Genomic DNA, 18137 nt, shown 5'->3' with positions numbered 1-18137 from the left:
TCCAGCCGCGATCCGCGTCCTCCCGGCCGGGCAGAGCGCCACGCCGCCGCAGGACTGCTATGGATCGCAGAGGATCTCCACGCCTAATTATGGGGAATCCGGTGGGAACATCTCGCTCAACGTGACCAGCCGGAAGCGGGCCGCCAGCTCCGGCAGCGCCCGGCGGACTCCCTCCACGTTCGACGTGCTGATGTGCAGCAGGACGATCTCCCCACCCCGCACCCGCTCCCGCAGGAAGGCTGCCACCCGCTCCGGATCCCGGATCCCCACCCGCTCCAGCGATCGATAGACATCCAGGGTCCAGAGGGCCACCCGCATCCCTCGCCCTCGCACGGCCTCCAGGATCTCCGGGTCGGCCTCCACCGTAAAACCCGCCATCCCGGGCGGACGAAACCAGCGGGTGGGATACGGCCCGCCCAGGGCCTCCTCCACCGCCCGCTGCCAGCCGTCGATCTCGGCGTCGATCACCCTCCGATCCGGACGCGGGGTCAGCATCCGGTGATGCAGCGTGTGGTTGCCCAGCTCGTGCCCTCCCGCCACCAGGCGCCGGGCCAGCTCCGGATGAGCCCGGAACACCCGGCCCACACAGAAGAAAGTGGCCCGAGCGCCCACCGCCTCCAGATCCTGAAGAAGCGGCTCCACCAGATCCGGAAGGAAGCAATCATCGAAGGTCAAAGCCACCATCGGGGCGGATCCCCGGCAGACCACGCCGGGCGTCGCACAGGGGGGCGGCCCTCTCCGCCGGCGGGGTCTGGGCGCCTCTTTTCGGGCTTCCCGAAGGGACCGACGCAGGGCCTGAGGATCCTCATCCGAGGGGGATCCGCGGGGAGGCGGGGCTGGCTCCGGCCAGCGGGCCCCGAGGAGGAGCAGCAGAAGCAGAACGCTCTTCCGGAAGATCGCAGGGGATCTCTCAGGAGAACGCAGAGGCCGCGCGGCTGCGGGACCTCCTCGCACGTCCATGGCCGGATCCCTCCCCATCGCCGGATGCCATCATGATCACACGGGACCCGAGCGCTCTCCAAAATCTCCCGGAGCCCCGGTTCACAGCCGAACCAGACGGTCCACAGCCATCATCACGAAGAACATGAAAAGATAGGCGTTGGAAGCGTGATAAAGCCGGCGGGCATGGGCCTTGGAGGGATCCCGCCAAAGGCGAAGGGCCAGCCCCAACAGCCAAGCGTTCAACAGGAGGGACCCGGCCAGATACAGCCGACCCATGGCCCCCATCAGGAAAGGCGCGAGGCCGAGAGCCGCCAGGATCCCCGTGTAGATCAGCGCCTGGAGGGCCGCCGGGCGGGCGCCGGTGACCACCGGCAGCATCGGGATCCCCGCCTCCCGGTAATCCCGCTCGGTGAGAATGGCGAAGGCCCAGGTATGGGGCGGCGTCCAGAAGAAGATCAACGCGAAAAGGAAAAGGGCCATGGGATCCACGCGGCCGGTGATCGCGGCCCAGCCCACCAGCGGCGCGAACCCTCCCGCCGCCCCGCCGATCACGATGTTCTGGGGGCTCCAGCGCTTGAGGATCATCGTGTAGATCCCCACATACCAGATCCAGCCGGCCAGGGCCAGCCCCGCCGCCGTGGCGTTGACGAAGGTCCACAACAGGAGCAACCCAAGGGCAGAGAAAAGCAAGGCCACCACCGCAGCCTCCCGCCGGCCGATGCGCCCGGCCGGGATCGGGCGCCGGGCGGTGCGGTGCATCCGCTGGTCCAGGTCCGCATCCCACACATTGTTCATGGCGTTGGCCCCACCGGAGACCAGGAACCCTCCCAGCAGGGTGTAGATGAAGGTGAGGATGGGGGGCAATCCGCTCTGGGCGATCAGCATCGCCCCGGCCGTGGTCACCAGCAGCAGGGCCACGATCCCCGGCTTGGTGAGGGTGAAATAAGGCTCCCAGAGGTGACGCAACCGCACCGCCTCCTGAAGGGCCGGCTCGGCCCACTGGGCCTCCCCCAGCGCCCACACCCAGGCGATGACGACCGCCGCCCAAATCGCTGTCGCCAGCCCGAGGTGCAGCGTGTTCAGCAGAGCGGGGAACCCCATCCACAGGTTGATGGCCCCCAGTCCGATCTGAATCAGATAGAGCACGCAGGCCGCGATCATCCAGCGGAAGATCCCGCGGGGGATCCCGGGCCAGGCAGCCAGGCGGACCGCAAGCCATATCAGCGCGACCCCCACGCCCAGGGCGACCAGCCGGTGGAGCATGTGGACCCGGCCGAGCAGATCCCCGGGCCAGATCGTCCAGCCTTCACAGAAGGGCCAGGAGGAACACGCCCAGGAGGCACCGCTCCCCGTCACCGTGGCCCCCACCAGCGTCAGGGCAAACAACGCCAGTCCGACCATCCCAATGGCGCGCACCGCTGCGGCCGCAGGCTGGATCGCCGCGAGATCGCGATGGGGAGGACGCGCCGCCCAGGGGGCGAAGGCGCGAGTGGCGGCCACGAGGGTGAGGGCGAGGATGCTGAGGGCCATGGCCAGGTGCACGGCCACGATGGTGGGGGGAAGCTCCAGGATCACCGTCAGCCCGCCCAGAAGGGCCTGACCGAAAACCAGCCCCAGGGCCCAGAAGAGAGGCCGATACAGGGCCGGCTGGCGCTCCCGCCGCCAGGCGAGGAGCGCGGAGAGGAAAAGCAGCGGCGTGGCGCTGGCGGCCAGCAACCGGTGGATCCACTCCAACCACGCGGCGAGGTCCTCCATCGGGGGGAAGAGCCGGCCGTGGCACAGCGGCCAGTCCGGGCAACCGAGGCCGGATCCTGTGCTGCGCACCAGGGCGCCCCAAGCCGTCAGCAAGCCGATGACCAGGGCCGTGAGGACCAGCAGCCCGCGCAAGCCCTTGCCGCTTTTCCCGTTCGCCATCCGAGGCCTCCGCACACATCCGGCCGGCGTGGGCCGGGATCTGTTCGGATGTTGAGGACAATGCTCATCCTCAATGGTAGCCGGAGACCTACCGCCCCCCCAAATCCGCGCATCCTGGATTATGAACCCTGGGCTCCACTTTCACGGGATGCGAGAAGGAACATGTCGCTCCTGGTGGGAGGGGCTTTCACCCCGAACCCCAGTCTTTGATGACGTAAGGGTCGCGGCGGAAGCCGCTCCTACAAAAAGGTGCCGAAATGAATTTCGGCTTACGCAGGAGGGGTTTCGCCCGAACCCCGGTCTTCGATGACGCAAGCGTTCGCGGCGGAAGCCGCTCCTACCGACAAGGGAGGATCACCGGGAAAGGCCGGTGGAGCCCCGGAGGCGGCGGAGGCCGCGTCGGTGACGCCAGCGCCACCAGACCCCCACCGGATACCCGCACATCTTCGCGATGTCCCCCCAGACCCGGATCAGCGGCACCCACCCCAGCATCCGGATCCGATCCTCCCAAGGGTAGCCCTCCCAGAGCCGGAAAAGCCTCCGGTAGGGGGTTCGCAGATACAGCGCGCCCCCGAGGAGATACCCCAGGGCGAACAATGGATGCACCCCCAGGCTGAGCCCGGCCAGCAACGGGACCAGACCCAGATAGGTGCCGTAGCGGATGGCATGGCGCAGCCGCCACAGGTCCGCCTTCCCATCCCCCCGCGCATATCGGTAATACTGCAAAAAGAAGGCCCGCAGGGTCGGCCGGGGGCGGAAATAAACCACCGCCTCGGGGACGAAGGCGAAGGGACCGAAGCGCTCATAGAGGGCGAAGTCGAAGATCAGATCCTCGCAGTAATCCAGCCACTCGGGGTAGCCGCCCACCGCCTCCCAGGCGGACTTCCGGAAGGCCACGGAACGGCTGGAGGGCCAGAACCGCTCGGGCCGGATGTCCCGCAGCTCGGGCAGCACCGTGGCCGCCATGGCCACCTCAAAAGGCGTTCGGGGATCCGGCAGGAAGAAGCCAGCCGCGACCATGGTCTCCGGCCGCTCCCGGAAGGGGCGGAGCAGGTGACGCAGCCAGTCCGGATGCAGGCGCACCCCGGCATCGGTCACGGCGATGATCTCCCCCCGGGCAGCGGCAATCGCCCGGTTGCGCCCCTGGGCGATGTTGGCCCCCGGGGCCTCGATCACCCGCAGGGGCAGCCGCCGCTCCGCCCGCAGGCGCTCCAGAGTTCCATCCGTGGACCCTCCATCGGCGATGACCACCTCGTCGGGCGGATGGGATTGCGCCGCCAGGGAATCCAGGAGCTCCTGGATGGAAGCGACCTCGTTTTTGACCGTGGCGATCACGGAGACCACCGCCATGGACGACAACCCCACGGCCTTTCGTTCAGCGGACGGCTGCTTCCAGCGAGGCGGAAGCCTGGAGGGCGGTGAGGCCTTCCCGGATGGCGGCCAGCATCCGGCCGCGCACAGCCCGGACGGCAGCGTGAATCGCGTTTTTGACGGCTTTGGCGTCGGAGCGACCGTGCCCGATCACCACCACCCCATCCACGCCCAGGAGGGGCGCCCCGCCATACTCCCGGTAATCCAGGCGGCGGAGGATCGCCCGAAGGCTGGGGAGCAACAGCAGCAGGCCGGGGGCGGCCAGAAGCAACCCCGGCAACGCCATCGCCAGCCCCGCGCGGTCCAGGGCGCCGTCGGTCAGCTGGGCCTTGAGGAAACGAACCAGGAAGGTGACGAACCCCTCCGTGTGTTTGACCACGACGTTACCGGTGAAGCCGTCCGTCACCACCACATCGGCCGCTCCCCGGGGGATGTCCTTCCCCTCGACGTTGCCGATGAAGTTCAGCCCGCTGGCCTCCAGACGGCGGTAGGCTTCCCGGACCAGGATGGAGCCCTTGCCCGGCTCCTCCCCGTTGGAGAGGATCCCCAACCGGGGGCGGGGCCACCCCAGCACCCGCTCGGCGTAGACCACGCCCATCATGGCGAACTGCACCAGGTGCTCCGGCTTCGGATCGGTGTTCGCGCCGATGTCGAGCAGCAAGCAGTGCCCCCGGAGGGTGGGATACAGGGTGGCCAGCGCCGGCCGGTCGATGCCGGGGATCCGTCCCAGGTGGAAGAGGGCCGCCGCCATCACCGCCCCCGTGTTCCCCATCGAGACGAAGGCGTCCGCCTCCCCGGCGCGCACCAGCCGCATCCCCACCACCATGGAGGAGTCCCGTTTCGCTTTCACGGCGATGGTGTGTTCATGCATCTCCACAACCTGGGAGGCGTGGACGATGGAGAGCGGGAGGCCAGCCGCATGGCGGCCCAGCGTCGCCCGGAGGCGGTCCTCCGGGCCGACCAGGAGGATGTGGAGATCCGGGATCTCCCGCAGCGCCCGCAGGGCGCCTTCCACCGGGACGCGGGGGGCGTGATCGCCCCCCATGGCATCCAGCGCGATCCGCACGGTCATGGTTGGAGGCCACCTCCCTTATCCCAGGCCTTCCAGAAGTTGCTCCACAGCGGTGGAGAAATCGATCTCCCGGCGCATGAGCTGATCCACCAGCCCATCCAGGCGGGCGCGGCCCACCCGCTGGGCGATGCGAGCCCATAACCGTTCGCGGACTCGGGCGGCCAGCTCCTCCGCCACCCGCCGCCGGCGTCGGGCCTCCCCTTCCCCGCTCTGCTCCAGATACGTCCGATGGCGCTCGATCGCCTCCACCAGCTCGGGGATCCCCTGGCCGGAGAGGGCAACGGTCTGCAGGATCGGAGGGGTCCAGCCCTCCGTGGCCGGCTCCACCCGCTGGATGGCCATCGTCTGTCCGTGGTGACGGATGACAGCGGGCTGGCCCAGGGAGAGCATCGAGCGCAGGATATGCAGGGTGGCGGCCGCGCCTTCCCGATCCGCCTTGTTGACCACCAGGATGTCCGCGATCTCCAGGATGCCCGCTTTGATCGCCTGGATGTCATCCCCCAGGCCGGGAGCCTGCACCACGATCACCGTGTCAGCCGCGCGGGCGATGTCCACTTCCACCTGGCCTGCCCCTACCGTCTCCACCAGGATCCGCTGAAAGCCCACGGCGTCCAGGGCCCGGAGGACCTCCTGGGTCGCCCGGGCCAGCCCGCCCAGGCTGCCCCGGGTGGCCATGCTCCGGATGAAAACCCCCGGATCCATCGCCACATCCTGCATCCGGATGCGGTCCCCGAGCAGGGCGCCGCCGGTAAAGGGGCTGGTGGGGTCCACGGCGATGATCCCCACCGTCTCTCCCCGTTCCCGATAGGCCCGGGCCAGGGCGTTCACCAGCGTGCTCTTCCCGGAGCCAGGGGGGCCGGTGATCCCGATCACATAGGCGTTCCCGGTGTAAGGGAAAAGATGGGCGCTCAGCCGGGCCGCCGCCTCCCCGCCTTCCTCCAGCAGGGAGAGCATCCGCGCCAGCGCCCGGCGGTCCCCCGCCCGGGCGCGTTCGAAGAGAGCGATCGGATCTCCCATGGAAGGCTTCGCTCCTGCTCAGGGTGCCACCGGCTCTCCGGCCGCCTTCAGATCCTCTGGCCGGATGCCGAAGTGATCGCAGATGAACCGCACGATGGCCTCGGTGCTGGTCCCCGGCCCGAATACCTCGTGGATGCCGGCGGCCTTGAGGGCCGGCACATCTTCCTCCGGGATGATGCCCCCGGCGATGACCAGCACATCGTCCAGGCCGCGCTTGCGGAGCTCTTCCACCACACGGGGGAGCAACGTCATATGGGCGCCGGAGAGGATCGAGAGGCCGACCACATCCACGTCCTCCTGCAGGGCGGCCTCGGCGATCATCTCGGGGGTCTGGCGCAACCCGGTGTAAATGACCTCGAACCCTGCGTCCCGGAGGGCCCGGGCGACCACCTTGGCCCCCCGATCATGCCCGTCCAGCCCCGGCTTGGCGATCAACACGCGGATCTTGCGTCCCATGGTCCGCCTCGCCCGATGGGATGGATCCCCGTTTCCATTGTAACGCAAGGGGGAGCCGGGAGTTCACCGCTACGGGGCAAGCCAGACCCCGTGGGGCCCGGAGGAGGGGAGAGGATGGGCGATGAGGATCAGGCGGTGGGAGTTGCTCCACGGCGGCCAGCAGGTGACGAGGGTCAGCCGCTCCTCGGCCGTCGCCTGGATCCAGCGGGCGTTGGACTCCCGGACCGCGAGCGGCTGGTCCCGCTCCGGGAGGATGCGGCGTTCGATGATCTCATATTCTCGCGCGCCGCCGACCGCATCGATCCGGATGCGCGCCCCGAGGGGAAGATCGACCAGATGGCGGAAGACCGCGCCGGCGATATTGTGGTGCCCGTTGAGCACCAGGTTCCCGATCTCCCCGACCCGGGCCGAGGTCGGGATCCAGCCGGCCGCCGGCGCGTCGGGGGCGAGCCATTCCCGGTAGCGGCGCCCCGCTATAAGGACGATCCGCGACGGCGCAACCCGCACGGGCGCGTCCAGGCCGATGGCGGGGACCGTGATCCGCAAGGGAACTCCACGGGCCGGCGTCTCCGGAGGCGAAAACGTCGGTGCTTGTGGCCACGCTGTCCACCAGGACAAGGACATCGGGGATGGAGCGGGCCCGACCTCCGACGCCGGCACGCCGGCAAGCGGTGCGGATCCCTCCTGGCTCGCCTTCGCCATCCCCGGCAGCACCCCCGAGCAACACGGATCCCGGATGGAGCCGGGCAACGGCCCGAGGATCAGCGTCAGCGCCAGGGCCCATGCTCCCCACTCCCGGCCGGGCATCCGGCATCCTCCCCGGTGGCCGGATGAAGCGCCTATCGCCGGGCCCACGAGCGGGAGCGCAACCCAAGGATCAGGAGGCCGCCGGCGATCCCCAGGACGATGGCCGTCGGAACCGAGCGGGAAGACTCCCCGGATCCCCCGGTGGGTCCCAGCAGCTCCCCATCCAGCGGCTCCGTGGGGCGCGGGGTGGGGGAAAGCGGCATGGGCAAGGGAGGGACGGCCGTGGCGGGAACCGGGGCGGTGGGCGTCGGGGTTCCGATGGAGGGCATCGGAGGCGTCGGTGTGGGCGGGGCGGGTGTCGATGTGGGCGTTCCGGTGGGAGGCGCCATGGGCGTTGCGGTGGCCGTGGGCGTGGGGGAGGGAGCGGGTTGCCCGGCGAGGCAGAAGATATCCCATGGGTGGCCGGGACCGATCACTCCCAGGAGGTTCGTTCCGGCCCGGGCGTCGGCTTCGGTGGGGTAGACCTCCAGGGCCAGATCCACGTGCATCTCGAAGAACCCGGCGGGCCAGGCTTCCCAGGCCGGGTAGATCACCTGCAGCGTATAGTCTCCGCCCTGAAGGACCTCCCAGCGCTGGGCCATCTGGCGGCCCCCGCCGTTGGGGATCACGAAGTCCAGCTGCACGAAGCCGCGGAGCCAGCGGCTGCCCACGTTGCTCACAGCGATCGTATCGAAATCCGAGCCGTTCGGGCAGAGGGCATGGGTTTGGGGGACCGCCAGAGCGATGTCGCGGATCTCGGGATTGCCGTCATGGTCCGCCCGGGCCTGCAAGGCTCCCCCGCCCAGGGCGAGAAACGCAAGCAAGAGCGAGAGGATCCCGCGCGCCGGCCCTCGGAAGCCCCAGAGCGCCCGAGCCCATCGGTGTGGATGACCCATAGATTCCCTCCAGGTTCGCAATCAAAGGATCGGCTGAGGATGGCCCTACCGGTCAGGCGCCTGGCTTCTCCCCCATAGCGCCGAGAGATCTCCAGGTCAGGATCGGCTCCCGGAGCATCCCCTGCCCTCGGAGACGACGATCCTCAGGCCGAAAATGCGGATCGGTAAGCGGAGAAGAGGGCACGATTTAACTCATGCTAAAACGAATATGTTAGGAGAAAGTTAAAATTCTGTCGGAAAAACAAGAATCGATGATGCATCTAACAGCTGAAGCGCGGGATGCTCGGGGCAAGTCCTATGTTTGGGTGGATCATCGGCGCGACGCCGATGCACCTTGGGCTTGCAGATCTAAGCCGGAGCGCAACGTCTGGAGGGCGAACAGGACATTCCGTCGACATGGAAGGCTTCCTGCGCCTCCTGTAAGAGTGGACCGCCTTCGCCGCACGAATTAGAATGAGCCTTGCGATCCGAAACCCGGGGATCCCGTGACGGGTTCCGGACCCATCCGGGAGCGCCCGGGTCCATCCTGAACCCTCCAGGAGGTGGTGGATGACGGTGGAGCGCTTCGGGGCGGTGACTTTCCGCGGCAAGCCCTTGACGGTGATCGGGGAGCCCCTCCGGGTGGGCGACGTCGCCCCCGATGTGGAGCTGGTGGCCCCCGATCTGAGCCCCTTCCGCATCCGCAGCACCGATGGCAAGATCCGCATCCTCAGCGTGGTGCCCTCCCTGGACACCGGGGTGTGCGACGCCCAGACGCGCCGCTTCGATCAGGAGGTGGCCCGCTTCGGGGACGAGGTGGTCCTCATCACGGTCAGCGCGGATCTCCCCTTCGCCCAGCGCCGCTGGGCCGCCGAGGCCAACGCCCAGCACGTCCTCCTGGCCTCCGATCATCGGGAGATGGCCTTCGGCCAGGCCTACGGGACCTGGGTCAAGGAGCTCCGCCTGGAGCAGCGCGCGGTCTTCGTCCTGGACCGCGACGGGACGATCCGCTACGTTGAGTATGTCCCCGAGATCGCCCAGCACCCCAACTACGACGCCGCCCTCGAGGCGGTCCGCGCGCTGCTGGGCCAGCCGGAGCCCCGCTGAGAGGAAGGCCTGCGCCTTCGGGGACCCCGGGCCCCTACCCTCCAGGGGGGACGCGCCGGCGCGTCCCCCCTTTTCCGTTCCACGGTCCCATGGGAGATTGAAGGGACCGGAAGGGCGTGCTATGCTGAGAAATCGGCTCCAGATCTAAGGAAGCGATGGACGGCGATGGCGAAGGGGAAGATCATCGTTCGGGGCGCCCGAGAGCACAACCTCAAGAACATCACCGTGGAGATCCCGCGGGAGAAGCTCGTCGTCATCACCGGCCTCTCCGGCTCCGGCAAATCCAGCCTGGCCTTCGACACCCTCTACGCCGAGGGCCAGCGACGCTACGTGGAGTCCCTCTCCGCCTACGCCCGCCAGTTCCTGGGGCTGATGGAGAAGCCGGATGTGGACCAGATCGAGGGGCTCTCCCCGGCCATCTCCATCGACCAGCGGGGGGCCTCCCACAACCCCCGCTCCACCGTGGGAACGGTGACGGAGGTCTACGACTATCTCCGCCTGCTCTTCGCCCGCGCCGGGATCCCCCACTGCCCCCGCTGCGGCCGGGAGGTCCAGAAGCAGAGCCCCGAGCAGATCGTCGAGGCCATCCTCTCCCTCCCCGAGGGCTCCCGCATCATGATCCTGGGCCCCGTGGTGCGGGGCCGCAAGGGCCATCACGGTCCCGTCTTCGAAGAGCTCCGCCGCATGGGTTTTGTCCGCGCCCGCGTGGATGGAGCCATCCGGGATCTGGACGAGCCCATCGAGCTGGATCGCTACAAGATCCATCACATCGAGGCGGTGGTGGACCGCCTGGTCGTGCGCCGGGACGGGGCGGATCGCTCCCGCCTGCAGGATTCGGTGGAGACCGCCCTGCGGCTGGGGGACGGCCTGGTGATCGTGCACAACGCCTCGGCGGAGCCGCCGGAGGATCTGCTGTTCAGCGAGCACTTCGCCTGCCCCTACTGCAGCATCAGCCTGCCCGAGCTGGAGCCCCGCCTGTTCTCCTTCAACAGCCCCAAGGGCGCCTGCCCGACCTGCGAGGGCCTGGGGGTGCAGCTGGAGCTGGACCCCGACTTGCTGATCCCGAACAAGGACCTCTCCCTGGCCGAGGGGGCTATCATAGCCTGGGGCGGGGCGGAGGAAGGCGGCTACTACTGGCAGCTGCTGGAGGCCGCATGCCGGGCCTTCGGCATCCCCACCGACATCCCGGTGCGCGCCCTCTCCCCCGAGCAGCTGCATCTGCTCCTCTACGGGGCCGGGGAGGACGTGCGGATCCCCGTTCGCTACCAGGCCCGGGATGGAAGCTGGCGGGTCTACGAGGCGCCCTTCGAGGGAGTGATCCCCAACCTGCGCCGCCGCTACGAGGAGAGCACGTCGGACTACTTCCGGGCGCGGGTGGAGGGATGGATGAGCGAGCGGCCGTGCCCGGCGTGCGGCGGGGCGCGGCTGCGGCCGGAGGCCCTGGCGGTGACGGTGGCCGGTAAAAACATCTACGAGGTCACCCGCATGTCGGTGGCCGAGGCCATGCGCTGGGTCGAAGCCCTGCGAGGGGAGGACGGGCAACCGCCCCTGCTCTCCGAACGGCAGCGGGCCATCGTCGCCCAGGTCCTGCAGGAGCTACACAACCGGCTGCGCTTCATGGTGGACGTGGGCCTGGACTACCTGACCCTGGACCGGCCGACGGCCACCCTGTCGGGAGGAGAAGCCCAGCGCATCCGCCTGGCCACGCAGATCGGCAGCCAGCTCACCGGCGTGCTGTATGTCCTGGACGAGCCGAGCATCGGCCTGCATCCGCGGGACAACGAGCGGCTGATCCGGACCCTGAAGCGGCTGCGGGATCTGGGGAACACGGTGCTGGTGGTGGAGCACGACGAGGCGATGATCCGGGCCGCCGACTGGGTGATCGACCTGGGCCCGGGGGCGGGGGAGCACGGGGGCTACGTGGTGGCCGAGGGTCCGGTGGAGGCCATCATGCGCAACCGCCGCTCCCTCACCGGAGCCTACCTGGCCGGACGGCTGACCATCCCGGTCCCGGCCCGCCGGCGTCCCGGGAACGGGCGCTTCCTGGTCGTCCGGGGGGCTCGGGAGCACAACCTCAAGAACATCGACGTCCGCTTCCCCCTGGGCTGCTTCATCTGCGTGACGGGGGTCTCGGGCTCGGGCAAGAGCACCCTGGTGGTGGAGATCCTCTACAAGCGCCTGGCCCAGATCCTCCACGGGGCCCGCGAGCCGGCGGGCGCCCACGAGGCCATCGAGGGGGTTGAATTCGTCGACAAGGTCATCCACATCGATCAATCCCCTATCGGTCGGACGCCCCGTTCGAACCCGGCCACTTACACCGGGGTTTTCACGGATATCCGGGACCTTTTCGCCAGCCTGCCCGAGAGCAAGCTGCGCGGGTATGGGCCGGGCCGCTTCTCCTTTAACGTGAAGGGCGGCCGCTGCGAGGCGTGCGAAGGCCAGGGCCAGATCCAGATCGAGATGCAGTTCCTCCCGGACGTCTTCGTGACCTGTGAGGTCTGCAAGGGGGCCCGCTTCAATAAGGAGACGCTCCAGGTCCGTTACAAGGGGAAGAGCATCGCGGACGTGCTGAACATGACCGTCGATGAGGCCTATGAGTTCTTCGAGGCCTTCCCGGCCATCCAGCGCAAGCTCCAGACGCTGCGGGACGTGGGGCTGGGCTATATCCGGCTGGGCCAGCCGGCGCCGACCCTCTCGGGGGGCGAGGCCCAGCGGGTGAAGCTGGCCAAGGAGCTCTCCCGTCGCCCCTCCGGGCACACCCTCTACATCCTGGACGAGCCCACGGTGGGGCTGCACGCCGCCGATGTGCACCGGCTCATCGAGGTGCTCCAGCGCTTCGTCGACCAGGGACACACCGTCATCGTCATCGAGCATCACCTGGATGTCATCAAGGTGGCGGACTGGATCATCGACCTGGGCCCGGAGGGCGGCGAGGGAGGAGGCTACATTGTGGCCGAGGGGACACCGGAGGATGTGGCCCGTGTGGAGGCTTCTTACACCGGCCAGTTCCTGCGCCGCATTCTGCGCGGGAACGCCGCTTCCCCCAACGGGCGGCGTCGGCGGAAGCGCTGACCCGCGCGGAGGGAGCGACGATTTCGAGTCACGCTGAATCAAGGTCAAGCCTTGCCAAGGTGAATTCCGATTCGATGCAGGAGTCGCAGGCCATCGTGGGCGCGGCGCGGGACGCCTTCTATGTCCTCCTCTTCCCCACCGTCCCCACCCAGGTCAGAACCTCCGGCCTGGGTGTGTCCCAAAATCGTAGGACAACTGCTTGCAGTTGTCCTACAAGGCGGCCAGGCCCGACAAAATCGGGACACACCCCCGGCCTCAGGGGGACTTGACAGAATGCGGGATCTGTGCTATAAAAAGCGGCAAATCCCGGATCGGTGGAGCCGGTCGCGCATGGCCTTCAGTTCGGTGGTTCTCTCCCTTATCGTCATCGTCCTTATCCTTCGGGGCCTCCTTCGCCTCGGAGGGGCGAACCCCGTTTGGGAGGGAACCACCCTCAGGTAGCCCGGAGCATCTTCTACATCTGCACCGACCGGTCGGAGGGGGCTTCCCAAACGGGAGGCCCCCTCCCGTTTTATCTCCCAGCCTGCGAAAGGAGGTCGCGATGGCCGCGCCAGCGATGATCCAGACGCAAGCCCCTCCACGCACCGCCCGCCGGGAGCGTCGCCGGATGAAGACGGCCTGGGCGGTGATGGAAGCCCTGCGCCGGGAAGGCGTCGAGGTGATCTTCGGGGTCCCCGGCGGCGCCTCCCTGCCCCTGTACGACGCGCTCTATGACAATCCCCAGATCCGCCACGTCCTGGTCCGCCACGAGCAGTGCGCCGTTCACATGGCCGAGGGCTACGCCCGGGCCACCGGCAAACCCGGGGTGTGCTTCACCACCTCCGGCCCCGGCGCCACCAACCTGGTCACCGGCCTCACCGACGCCATGATGGACTCCACCCCGGTGGTGGCCATCACCGGCCAGGTCCCCACGTTCTTCATGGGCGGGGACGCCTTCCAGGAGGCCGATGTGATCGGCCTCACCATGTCCATCACCAAGCACAACTGGCTGGTGAAAAAGCCCGCCCAGGCCCTGGAGGCCATCCACGCCGCCTTCCGGCTGGCGACCGAGGGCCGCCCCGGCCCGACCCTGGTGGACCTCCCCCGCGACGTCCTGCTCACCGAGGCGGAGTTCGTCTTCGAAGATCCGGAGGCCTTCCGGCCCGCCCGCTCCCATCGCCCGTTCCCGGACGAGGCGTTGCTGCGCCAGGCGGCCGATATGATCGCGCAGTCCCAGCGGCCGATCCTCTACGTGGGAGGAGGAGCCATCCATTCGGGCGCTGCCCCTGAGATCCGCGCGCTGGCCGAGAAGGCGCGCATCCCGGTGACCACCACCCTGATGGGCCTGGGCGCCTTCCCGGAGGATCACCCTTATTCCCTGAAGATGCTGGGGATGCACGGCACGGCCTACGCCAACTTCGCCATCAACTTCTCCGACCTGATCATCGCCGTCGGCGCCCGCTTCGACGATCGGGTGACGGGGAAGCTCTCGGCCTTCGCCCCCCACGCCAGGGTGATCCACATCGACATCGACCCGGCGGAGATCAACAAGAACCGCAAGGCCGACCTTGCCCTGATCGGGGATGCCAAGCAGGTGCTCCGCGCCCTGCTCCCCTTCGTTCGCCCGCCGGACACCGAGGCCTGGTGGCGTCAGATCCAGGACTGGAAGGCTCGCTACCCGCTGCGCTACCGGCAGGGCGACGACGTCATCAAGCCTCAGTTCGCCATCCAGATGATCTACGAGCTGACCCGGGAGCACCGGCCCATCGTCACCCTGGACGTGGGCCAGCACCAGATGTGGGCGGCCCAGTTCTTCAACTGGACAGAGCCCCGCACCTGCATCACCTCGGGAGGCCTGGGGACCATGGGCTTCAGCCTGCCGGCGGCCGTGGGGGCTCAATTCGGCCGCCCTGATCGGCTGGTGATCAACATCAACGGCGACGGCTCCTTCCAGATGACCTTCCAGGCGCTGATCACGGCGGTGGAGTGGCGCCTGCCCATCAAAGTCTTCATCATCAACAACCAGTATCTGGGCATGGTCCGACAGTGGCAGGAGCTGTTCTACAACCGGCGTTACTCCGCTGTCCACCTGGCCAACCCGGACTTCGCCCGGCTGGCCGAGGCCGTGGGCGCGGCGGGGATCCGCGTGGAGCGGCCGGATCAGGTGGAGCCCGCCATCCGCCAGGCCCTGGCGGTCACGGATCGGCCGGTCGTGGTGGACATCCGGGTGGATCCCGAGGAGAACTGCTTCCCCATGATCCCTTCGGGCATGACCGTGTTCGATATGATGATCGAGCCCGGCGTGAAGGCGGTGCCATAAGCGATCCTTGGCGGCGAAAGGAGGCGGGGATGCCCCACTGGCTGGCGGTGACGGTTGAGAACTCCGTGGAGAGCCTGAACCGGGTCTTCCATCTGCTGCGCCGGCGTCACCTGCCGGTGAGCGACATCTCGGTGTGCCGCACCGAGGACCCGGAGACGTTGCGCCTGCTGATCCCCGTGGACCCTGACCGGGTGGACCCTCAGCGGGTGAGCGCCAACCTGGAGAAGCTGCTTTGCGTCCGGGCGATCGAGGATTGGGGGGAACGCCCCATCGTCGTCCGCGACATGGCCCTGGTCAAGGTGCGGGCCCCCACGGAGACCTGGGTGGAGATCGCCCAGCTCGCCGAGTTCTACCGGGCCCGCATCGTGGACGTCGGCCCCGAGACCCTCATCGTGGAGGTCACCGGATCGACGGAGAAAGTGGATTCCTGCATCGCCCGCCTCCAGCGGTTCGGTGTGGTCGAGGTGATCCGAGCCGGCCCGATGGCGATGGTCCGGGGCCAGGCGGAGGCCGCACCCGCCGCTCGCATGGCGGAAGCGGCTTGATGTCTCAGGATCCCTGATCCCGATTCAGGAGGAGGCGTTCCATGGCGCGGATCTATTACGATGCGGATGCCGATCTGAGCCGGCTGCATGGCAAGCGGATCGCGATCCTCGGCTACGGCAGCCAGGGCCACGCCCACGCCCAGAACCTGCGGGACAGCGGCTGCGATGTCTGTGTGGGCCTCTACCGGGGCAGCAAATCCTGGGAGAAGGCCCAGGCGGACGGCTTCCCGGTTTATGAGGTCCCGGAGGCGGTGCGTCGGTCGGACGTCATCATGATGCTGGTGCCGGACCCCGCCCAGCCGGCCCTCTACCGGGAGGCGGTGGCGCCGCACCTGGCTCCGGGCAAGACGTTGATGTTCGCCCATGGCTTCAACATCCGCTTCGGCCAGATCGTCCCCCCGCCCGACGTGGACGTGAGCATGGTGGCCCCGAAATCCCCCGGCCACCGCATGCGGGAGGTCTTCCGGGAGGGCGGCGGCGTGCCGGCCCTGGTGGCGGTGCACCAGGACGCAACGGGCCAGGCGCTGGCCAACGCCCTGGCCTACGCCAAGGGCCTCGGATGCACCCGGGCGGGGGTGCTCGAAACCACCTTCGCTGAAGAAACGGAGACGGACCTCTTCGGGGAGCAGGTCGTGCTGTGCGGCGGGGTCAGCCACCTGATCAAAGCGGCCTTTGAGACCCTGATCGAAGCCGGTTATCAGCCGGAGATCGCCTACTTCGAGTGCCTGCACGAGCTCAAGCTGATCGTAGACCTCATGTATCAGGGCGGCCTTTCGTATATGCGTTACTCGGTGAGCGACACCGCGGAATATGGGGACTACCGAAGCGGTCCCCGCGTGATCGATGACCACGTGCGGGCCACCATGAAGCAGATCCTGGAGGAGATCCGCAGCGGGGCCTTCGCCGAGGAGTGGATCGAGGAGAACGCCAAAGGCCGCCCCTGGTTCAACGCCAAGCGGGAGGAAGAGCGCAAGCATCCCATCGAGGAAGTGGGCCGTCAATTGCGGGCGATGATGCCCTGGCTCAACCCCAAGGAAGTCCCGGCCGGATAAGGAGGGGCCTATGGAGCCGGATGTCGTTCGGATCTTCGACACCACCCTGCGGGATGGGGAGCAATCCCCCGGCGCCACCCTCACGGTGGAGGAGAAGCTGGAGATCGCCCGCCAGCTGGTTCGCCTGGGGGTGGACATCATCGAGGCCGGCTTCCCCATCGCCTCGCCGGGGGACTTCGAGGCGGTGCGCCGCATCGCTCGGGAGATCGGGCCGCTGGGGAAGGACCGCCCCAACGGCCCGCCGGTGATCGCCGGGCTGGCCCGCGCCAACAAAGAAGACATCGACGCCTGCTGGGAGGCGGTGCGGGAGGCCCCCCGCCCTCGCATCCACGTCTTCCTGGCCACCTCCGACATCCACCTGCAATACAAGCTCCGCATGACCCGGGAGGAATGCCTGGCCCGGATCCGCGAGATGGTCGCTTACGCCCGCCGCTTCTGTGAGGACGTGGAGTTCTCCCCGGAGGATGCCGGGCGCACCGACCGCGATTTCCTGATGCAGGCCCTGACGGCGGCGGTGGAGGCGGGGGCCACCACCCTGAACATCCCCGACACGGTCGGCTACACCACCCCCGAGGAGTTCGGGAGCCTCTTCGCCGAGATCCGCCGGCGGGTCCCCGGGGTGGAGCGGGTGATCCTTTCCGCCCACTGCCACAACGACCTGGGCCTGGCCACGGCCAACACCCTGGCCGCCATCCGCAACGGCGCCCGCCAGGTGGAGGTCACCGTCAACGGCATCGGCGAGCGGGCCGGCAACACAGCCCTGGAAGAGGTGGTCATGGCCCTGCACACCCGGCGCGACCTCTTCGGGGTGCGCACCTATATCGACACCACTCAGATCTACCGCACCAGCCGCCTGGTGAGCGCCCTCACCGGCATCCCCGTCCAGCCCAACAAGGCCATCGTGGGGGCCAACGCCTTCGCCCACGAGGCCGGCATCCACCAGGACGGGATGCTCAAGAACCCGCTGACCTACGAGATCATGCGGCCCGAGACCGTGGGTGTTCCGGAGTCCCGGCTGGTCCTGGGCAAGCACTCCGGCCGGCACGCCTTCCGGGTCCGCCTGGAGCAGATGGGCTATCACCTCTCCCCCGAGGCCTTCGAGGAGGCCTTCCGCCGCTTCAAGGCCCTCTGCGACCGCAAGAAATACGTCACGGACTTCGACCTGGAAGCGCTGATGGCGGATTTCACCCAGAGCAGCGGCCAGACCTGGCGGCTGGACACGCTACAGGTGATGTGCGGCACGCCGGCCATCGCCACCGCTACCGTGCGCCTGATCGGGCCCGACGGCGAGGTCCGCCTGGGCACGGGGACGGGGAACGGGCCGGTGGATGCGGCCTACCGGGCCATCGAGGCGGCCCTGGGGGTGCAGGCCCGGTTGCTGGAGTTCAACGTCCACGCGGTGACCCCCGGGCGCGACGCCATGGGCCGGGTGTTCGTGCAGGCCGAGGATCCTCAGAGCGGGGAGCTGGCCGGGGGCTTCGGGGCGGACACGGATATCGTGGTGGCGGCGGCCAAGGCCTACCTCAACGCCCTGCTTCGGCTGGCGCGCGCCCCCCAGGGCGCCCGCGTGGAGCTCTCCGTCCCTGTGCCCTGAGAGCCTCAACGATCTTCACACTTCCACAAACGGAG

At 68.5% G+C, this 18137-nt stretch carries 14 protein-coding genes; 6 read left to right on the top strand and 8 right to left on the bottom strand.

Annotation, left to right across the window (positions count from 1 at the left end; genetic code table 11):
* Positions 1 to 87: 87 nt before the first annotated feature.
* From KNN16_RS14300 to KNN16_RS14265, 8 genes are all read right to left on the bottom strand, one after another.
* The gene (locus KNN16_RS14300) at positions 88 to 684 is read right to left on the bottom strand and encodes a polysaccharide deacetylase family protein (RefSeq protein ID WP_303897765.1); all 597 of its coding nucleotides are present in this window, start codon (positions 682 to 684) and stop codon (positions 88 to 90) included.
* A gap of 357 nt (positions 685 to 1041) precedes the next feature.
* Positions 1042 to 2856, bottom strand: coding sequence for a heme o synthase (locus tag KNN16_RS14295; RefSeq protein ID WP_303897764.1), 1815 nt, complete (start codon positions 2854 to 2856; stop codon positions 1042 to 1044).
* A 354-nt stretch (positions 2857 to 3210) separates the two neighbouring features.
* A complete protein-coding gene (locus tag KNN16_RS14290) occupies positions 3211 to 4206 on the bottom strand; it encodes a glycosyltransferase (RefSeq protein ID WP_303897763.1) in 996 nt (331 codons plus the stop codon).
* A gap of 25 nt (positions 4207 to 4231) precedes the next feature.
* Positions 4232 to 5299 carry a phosphate acyltransferase PlsX gene (plsX, locus tag KNN16_RS14285; protein WP_303897762.1) on the bottom strand — a complete coding sequence of 356 codons (1068 nt, stop codon included), beginning with the start codon at positions 5297 to 5299 and terminating at the stop codon, positions 4232 to 4234.
* 18 nt (positions 5300 to 5317) lie between these two features.
* A complete protein-coding gene (gene meaB, locus KNN16_RS14280; RefSeq protein WP_299284066.1) occupies positions 5318 to 6316 on the bottom strand; it encodes a methylmalonyl Co-A mutase-associated GTPase MeaB in 999 nt (332 codons plus the stop codon).
* A gap of 18 nt (positions 6317 to 6334) precedes the next feature.
* Positions 6335 to 6772, bottom strand: coding sequence for a cobalamin B12-binding domain-containing protein (locus KNN16_RS14275; RefSeq protein ID WP_088569808.1), 438 nt, complete (start codon positions 6770 to 6772; stop codon positions 6335 to 6337).
* 69 nt (positions 6773 to 6841) lie between these two features.
* A complete protein-coding gene (locus KNN16_RS14270; RefSeq protein ID WP_303897761.1) occupies positions 6842 to 7579 on the bottom strand; it encodes a sortase in 738 nt (245 codons plus the stop codon).
* 32 nt (positions 7580 to 7611) lie between these two features.
* On the bottom strand, positions 7612 to 8454 hold the full coding sequence (locus KNN16_RS14265; protein ID WP_303897760.1) for a hypothetical protein: 843 nt from the start codon (positions 8452 to 8454) through the stop codon (positions 7612 to 7614).
* A 549-nt stretch (positions 8455 to 9003) separates the two neighbouring features.
* Here KNN16_RS14265 and tpx point away from each other — a divergent pair.
* The 6 genes from tpx (at position 9004) to KNN16_RS14235 (ending at position 18102) form a co-directional block, all read left to right on the top strand.
* Positions 9004 to 9540, top strand: coding sequence for a thiol peroxidase (gene tpx, locus KNN16_RS14260; protein WP_299284058.1), 537 nt, complete (start codon positions 9004 to 9006; stop codon positions 9538 to 9540).
* 165 nt (positions 9541 to 9705) lie between these two features.
* Complete coding sequence (uvrA, locus tag KNN16_RS14255) at positions 9706 to 12612, top strand: excinuclease ABC subunit UvrA (protein WP_303897759.1); 2907 nt, start codon at positions 9706 to 9708, stop codon at positions 12610 to 12612.
* Between the two features lie 541 nt (positions 12613 to 13153).
* On the top strand, positions 13154 to 14911 hold the full coding sequence (gene ilvB / locus KNN16_RS14250) for a biosynthetic-type acetolactate synthase large subunit (RefSeq protein WP_322794715.1): 1758 nt from the start codon (positions 13154 to 13156) through the stop codon (positions 14909 to 14911).
* 29 nt (positions 14912 to 14940) lie between these two features.
* Positions 14941 to 15456: an acetolactate synthase small subunit gene (gene ilvN / locus KNN16_RS14245; RefSeq protein WP_299284054.1), complete on the top strand. Its 516-nt coding sequence runs from the start codon at positions 14941 to 14943 to the stop codon at positions 15454 to 15456.
* Positions 15457 to 15497: 41 nt separating this feature from the next.
* Positions 15498 to 16508 (top strand): ketol-acid reductoisomerase, encoded by a 1011-nt coding sequence (gene ilvC / locus KNN16_RS14240; protein WP_299284053.1) that lies wholly within the window; start codon positions 15498 to 15500, stop codon positions 16506 to 16508.
* A 10-nt stretch (positions 16509 to 16518) separates the two neighbouring features.
* Positions 16519 to 18102: a 2-isopropylmalate synthase gene (locus KNN16_RS14235; protein WP_303897758.1), complete on the top strand. Its 1584-nt coding sequence runs from the start codon at positions 16519 to 16521 to the stop codon at positions 18100 to 18102.
* The last annotated feature ends 35 nt before the right edge of the window (positions 18103 to 18137 follow it).

It is taken from the genome of Thermoflexus hugenholtzii (genome assembly GCF_018771565.1).
Taxonomy (GTDB): Bacteria; Chloroflexota; Anaerolineae; order Thermoflexales; family Thermoflexaceae; genus Thermoflexus; species Thermoflexus hugenholtzii_A.
This window is presented reverse-complemented; position numbering and strand designations above follow the sequence as displayed.

Bases quoted from the DNA above. Each gene is read 5' to 3' on its own strand.
- KNN16_RS14290 (WP_303897763.1), bottom strand. From the start codon at position 4,206: ATGGCGGTGGTCTCCGTGATCGCCACGGTCAAAAACGAGGTCGCTTCC.
- plsX (WP_303897762.1), bottom strand. From the start codon at position 5,299: ATGACCGTGCGGATCGCGCTGGATGCCATGGGGGGCGATCACGCCCCC.
- KNN16_RS14275 (WP_088569808.1), bottom strand. From the start codon at position 6,772: ATGGGACGCAAGATCCGCGTGTTGATCGCCAAGCCGGGGCTGGACGGG.
- ilvN (WP_299284054.1), top strand. From the start codon at position 14,941: ATGCCCCACTGGCTGGCGGTGACGGTTGAGAACTCCGTGGAGAGCCTG.
- KNN16_RS14270 (WP_303897761.1), bottom strand. From the start codon at position 7,579: ATGCCCGGCCGGGAGTGGGGAGCATGGGCCCTGGCGCTGACGCTGATC.
- KNN16_RS14265 (WP_303897760.1), bottom strand. From the start codon at position 8,454: ATGGGTCATCCACACCGATGGGCTCGGGCGCTCTGGGGCTTCCGAGGG.
- meaB (WP_299284066.1), bottom strand. From the start codon at position 6,316: ATGGGAGATCCGATCGCTCTCTTCGAACGCGCCCGGGCGGGGGACCGC.
- tpx (WP_299284058.1), top strand. From the start codon at position 9,004: ATGACGGTGGAGCGCTTCGGGGCGGTGACTTTCCGCGGCAAGCCCTTG.
- KNN16_RS14295 (WP_303897764.1), bottom strand. From the start codon at position 2,856: ATGGCGAACGGGAAAAGCGGCAAGGGCTTGCGCGGGCTGCTGGTCCTC.
- KNN16_RS14235 (WP_303897758.1), top strand. From the start codon at position 16,519: ATGGAGCCGGATGTCGTTCGGATCTTCGACACCACCCTGCGGGATGGG.
- ilvB (WP_322794715.1), top strand. From the start codon at position 13,154: ATGGCCGCGCCAGCGATGATCCAGACGCAAGCCCCTCCACGCACCGCC.
- KNN16_RS14300 (WP_303897765.1), bottom strand. From the start codon at position 684: ATGGTGGCTTTGACCTTCGATGATTGCTTCCTTCCGGATCTGGTGGAG.
- ilvC (WP_299284053.1), top strand. From the start codon at position 15,498: ATGGCGCGGATCTATTACGATGCGGATGCCGATCTGAGCCGGCTGCAT.
- uvrA (WP_303897759.1), top strand. From the start codon at position 9,706: ATGGCGAAGGGGAAGATCATCGTTCGGGGCGCCCGAGAGCACAACCTC.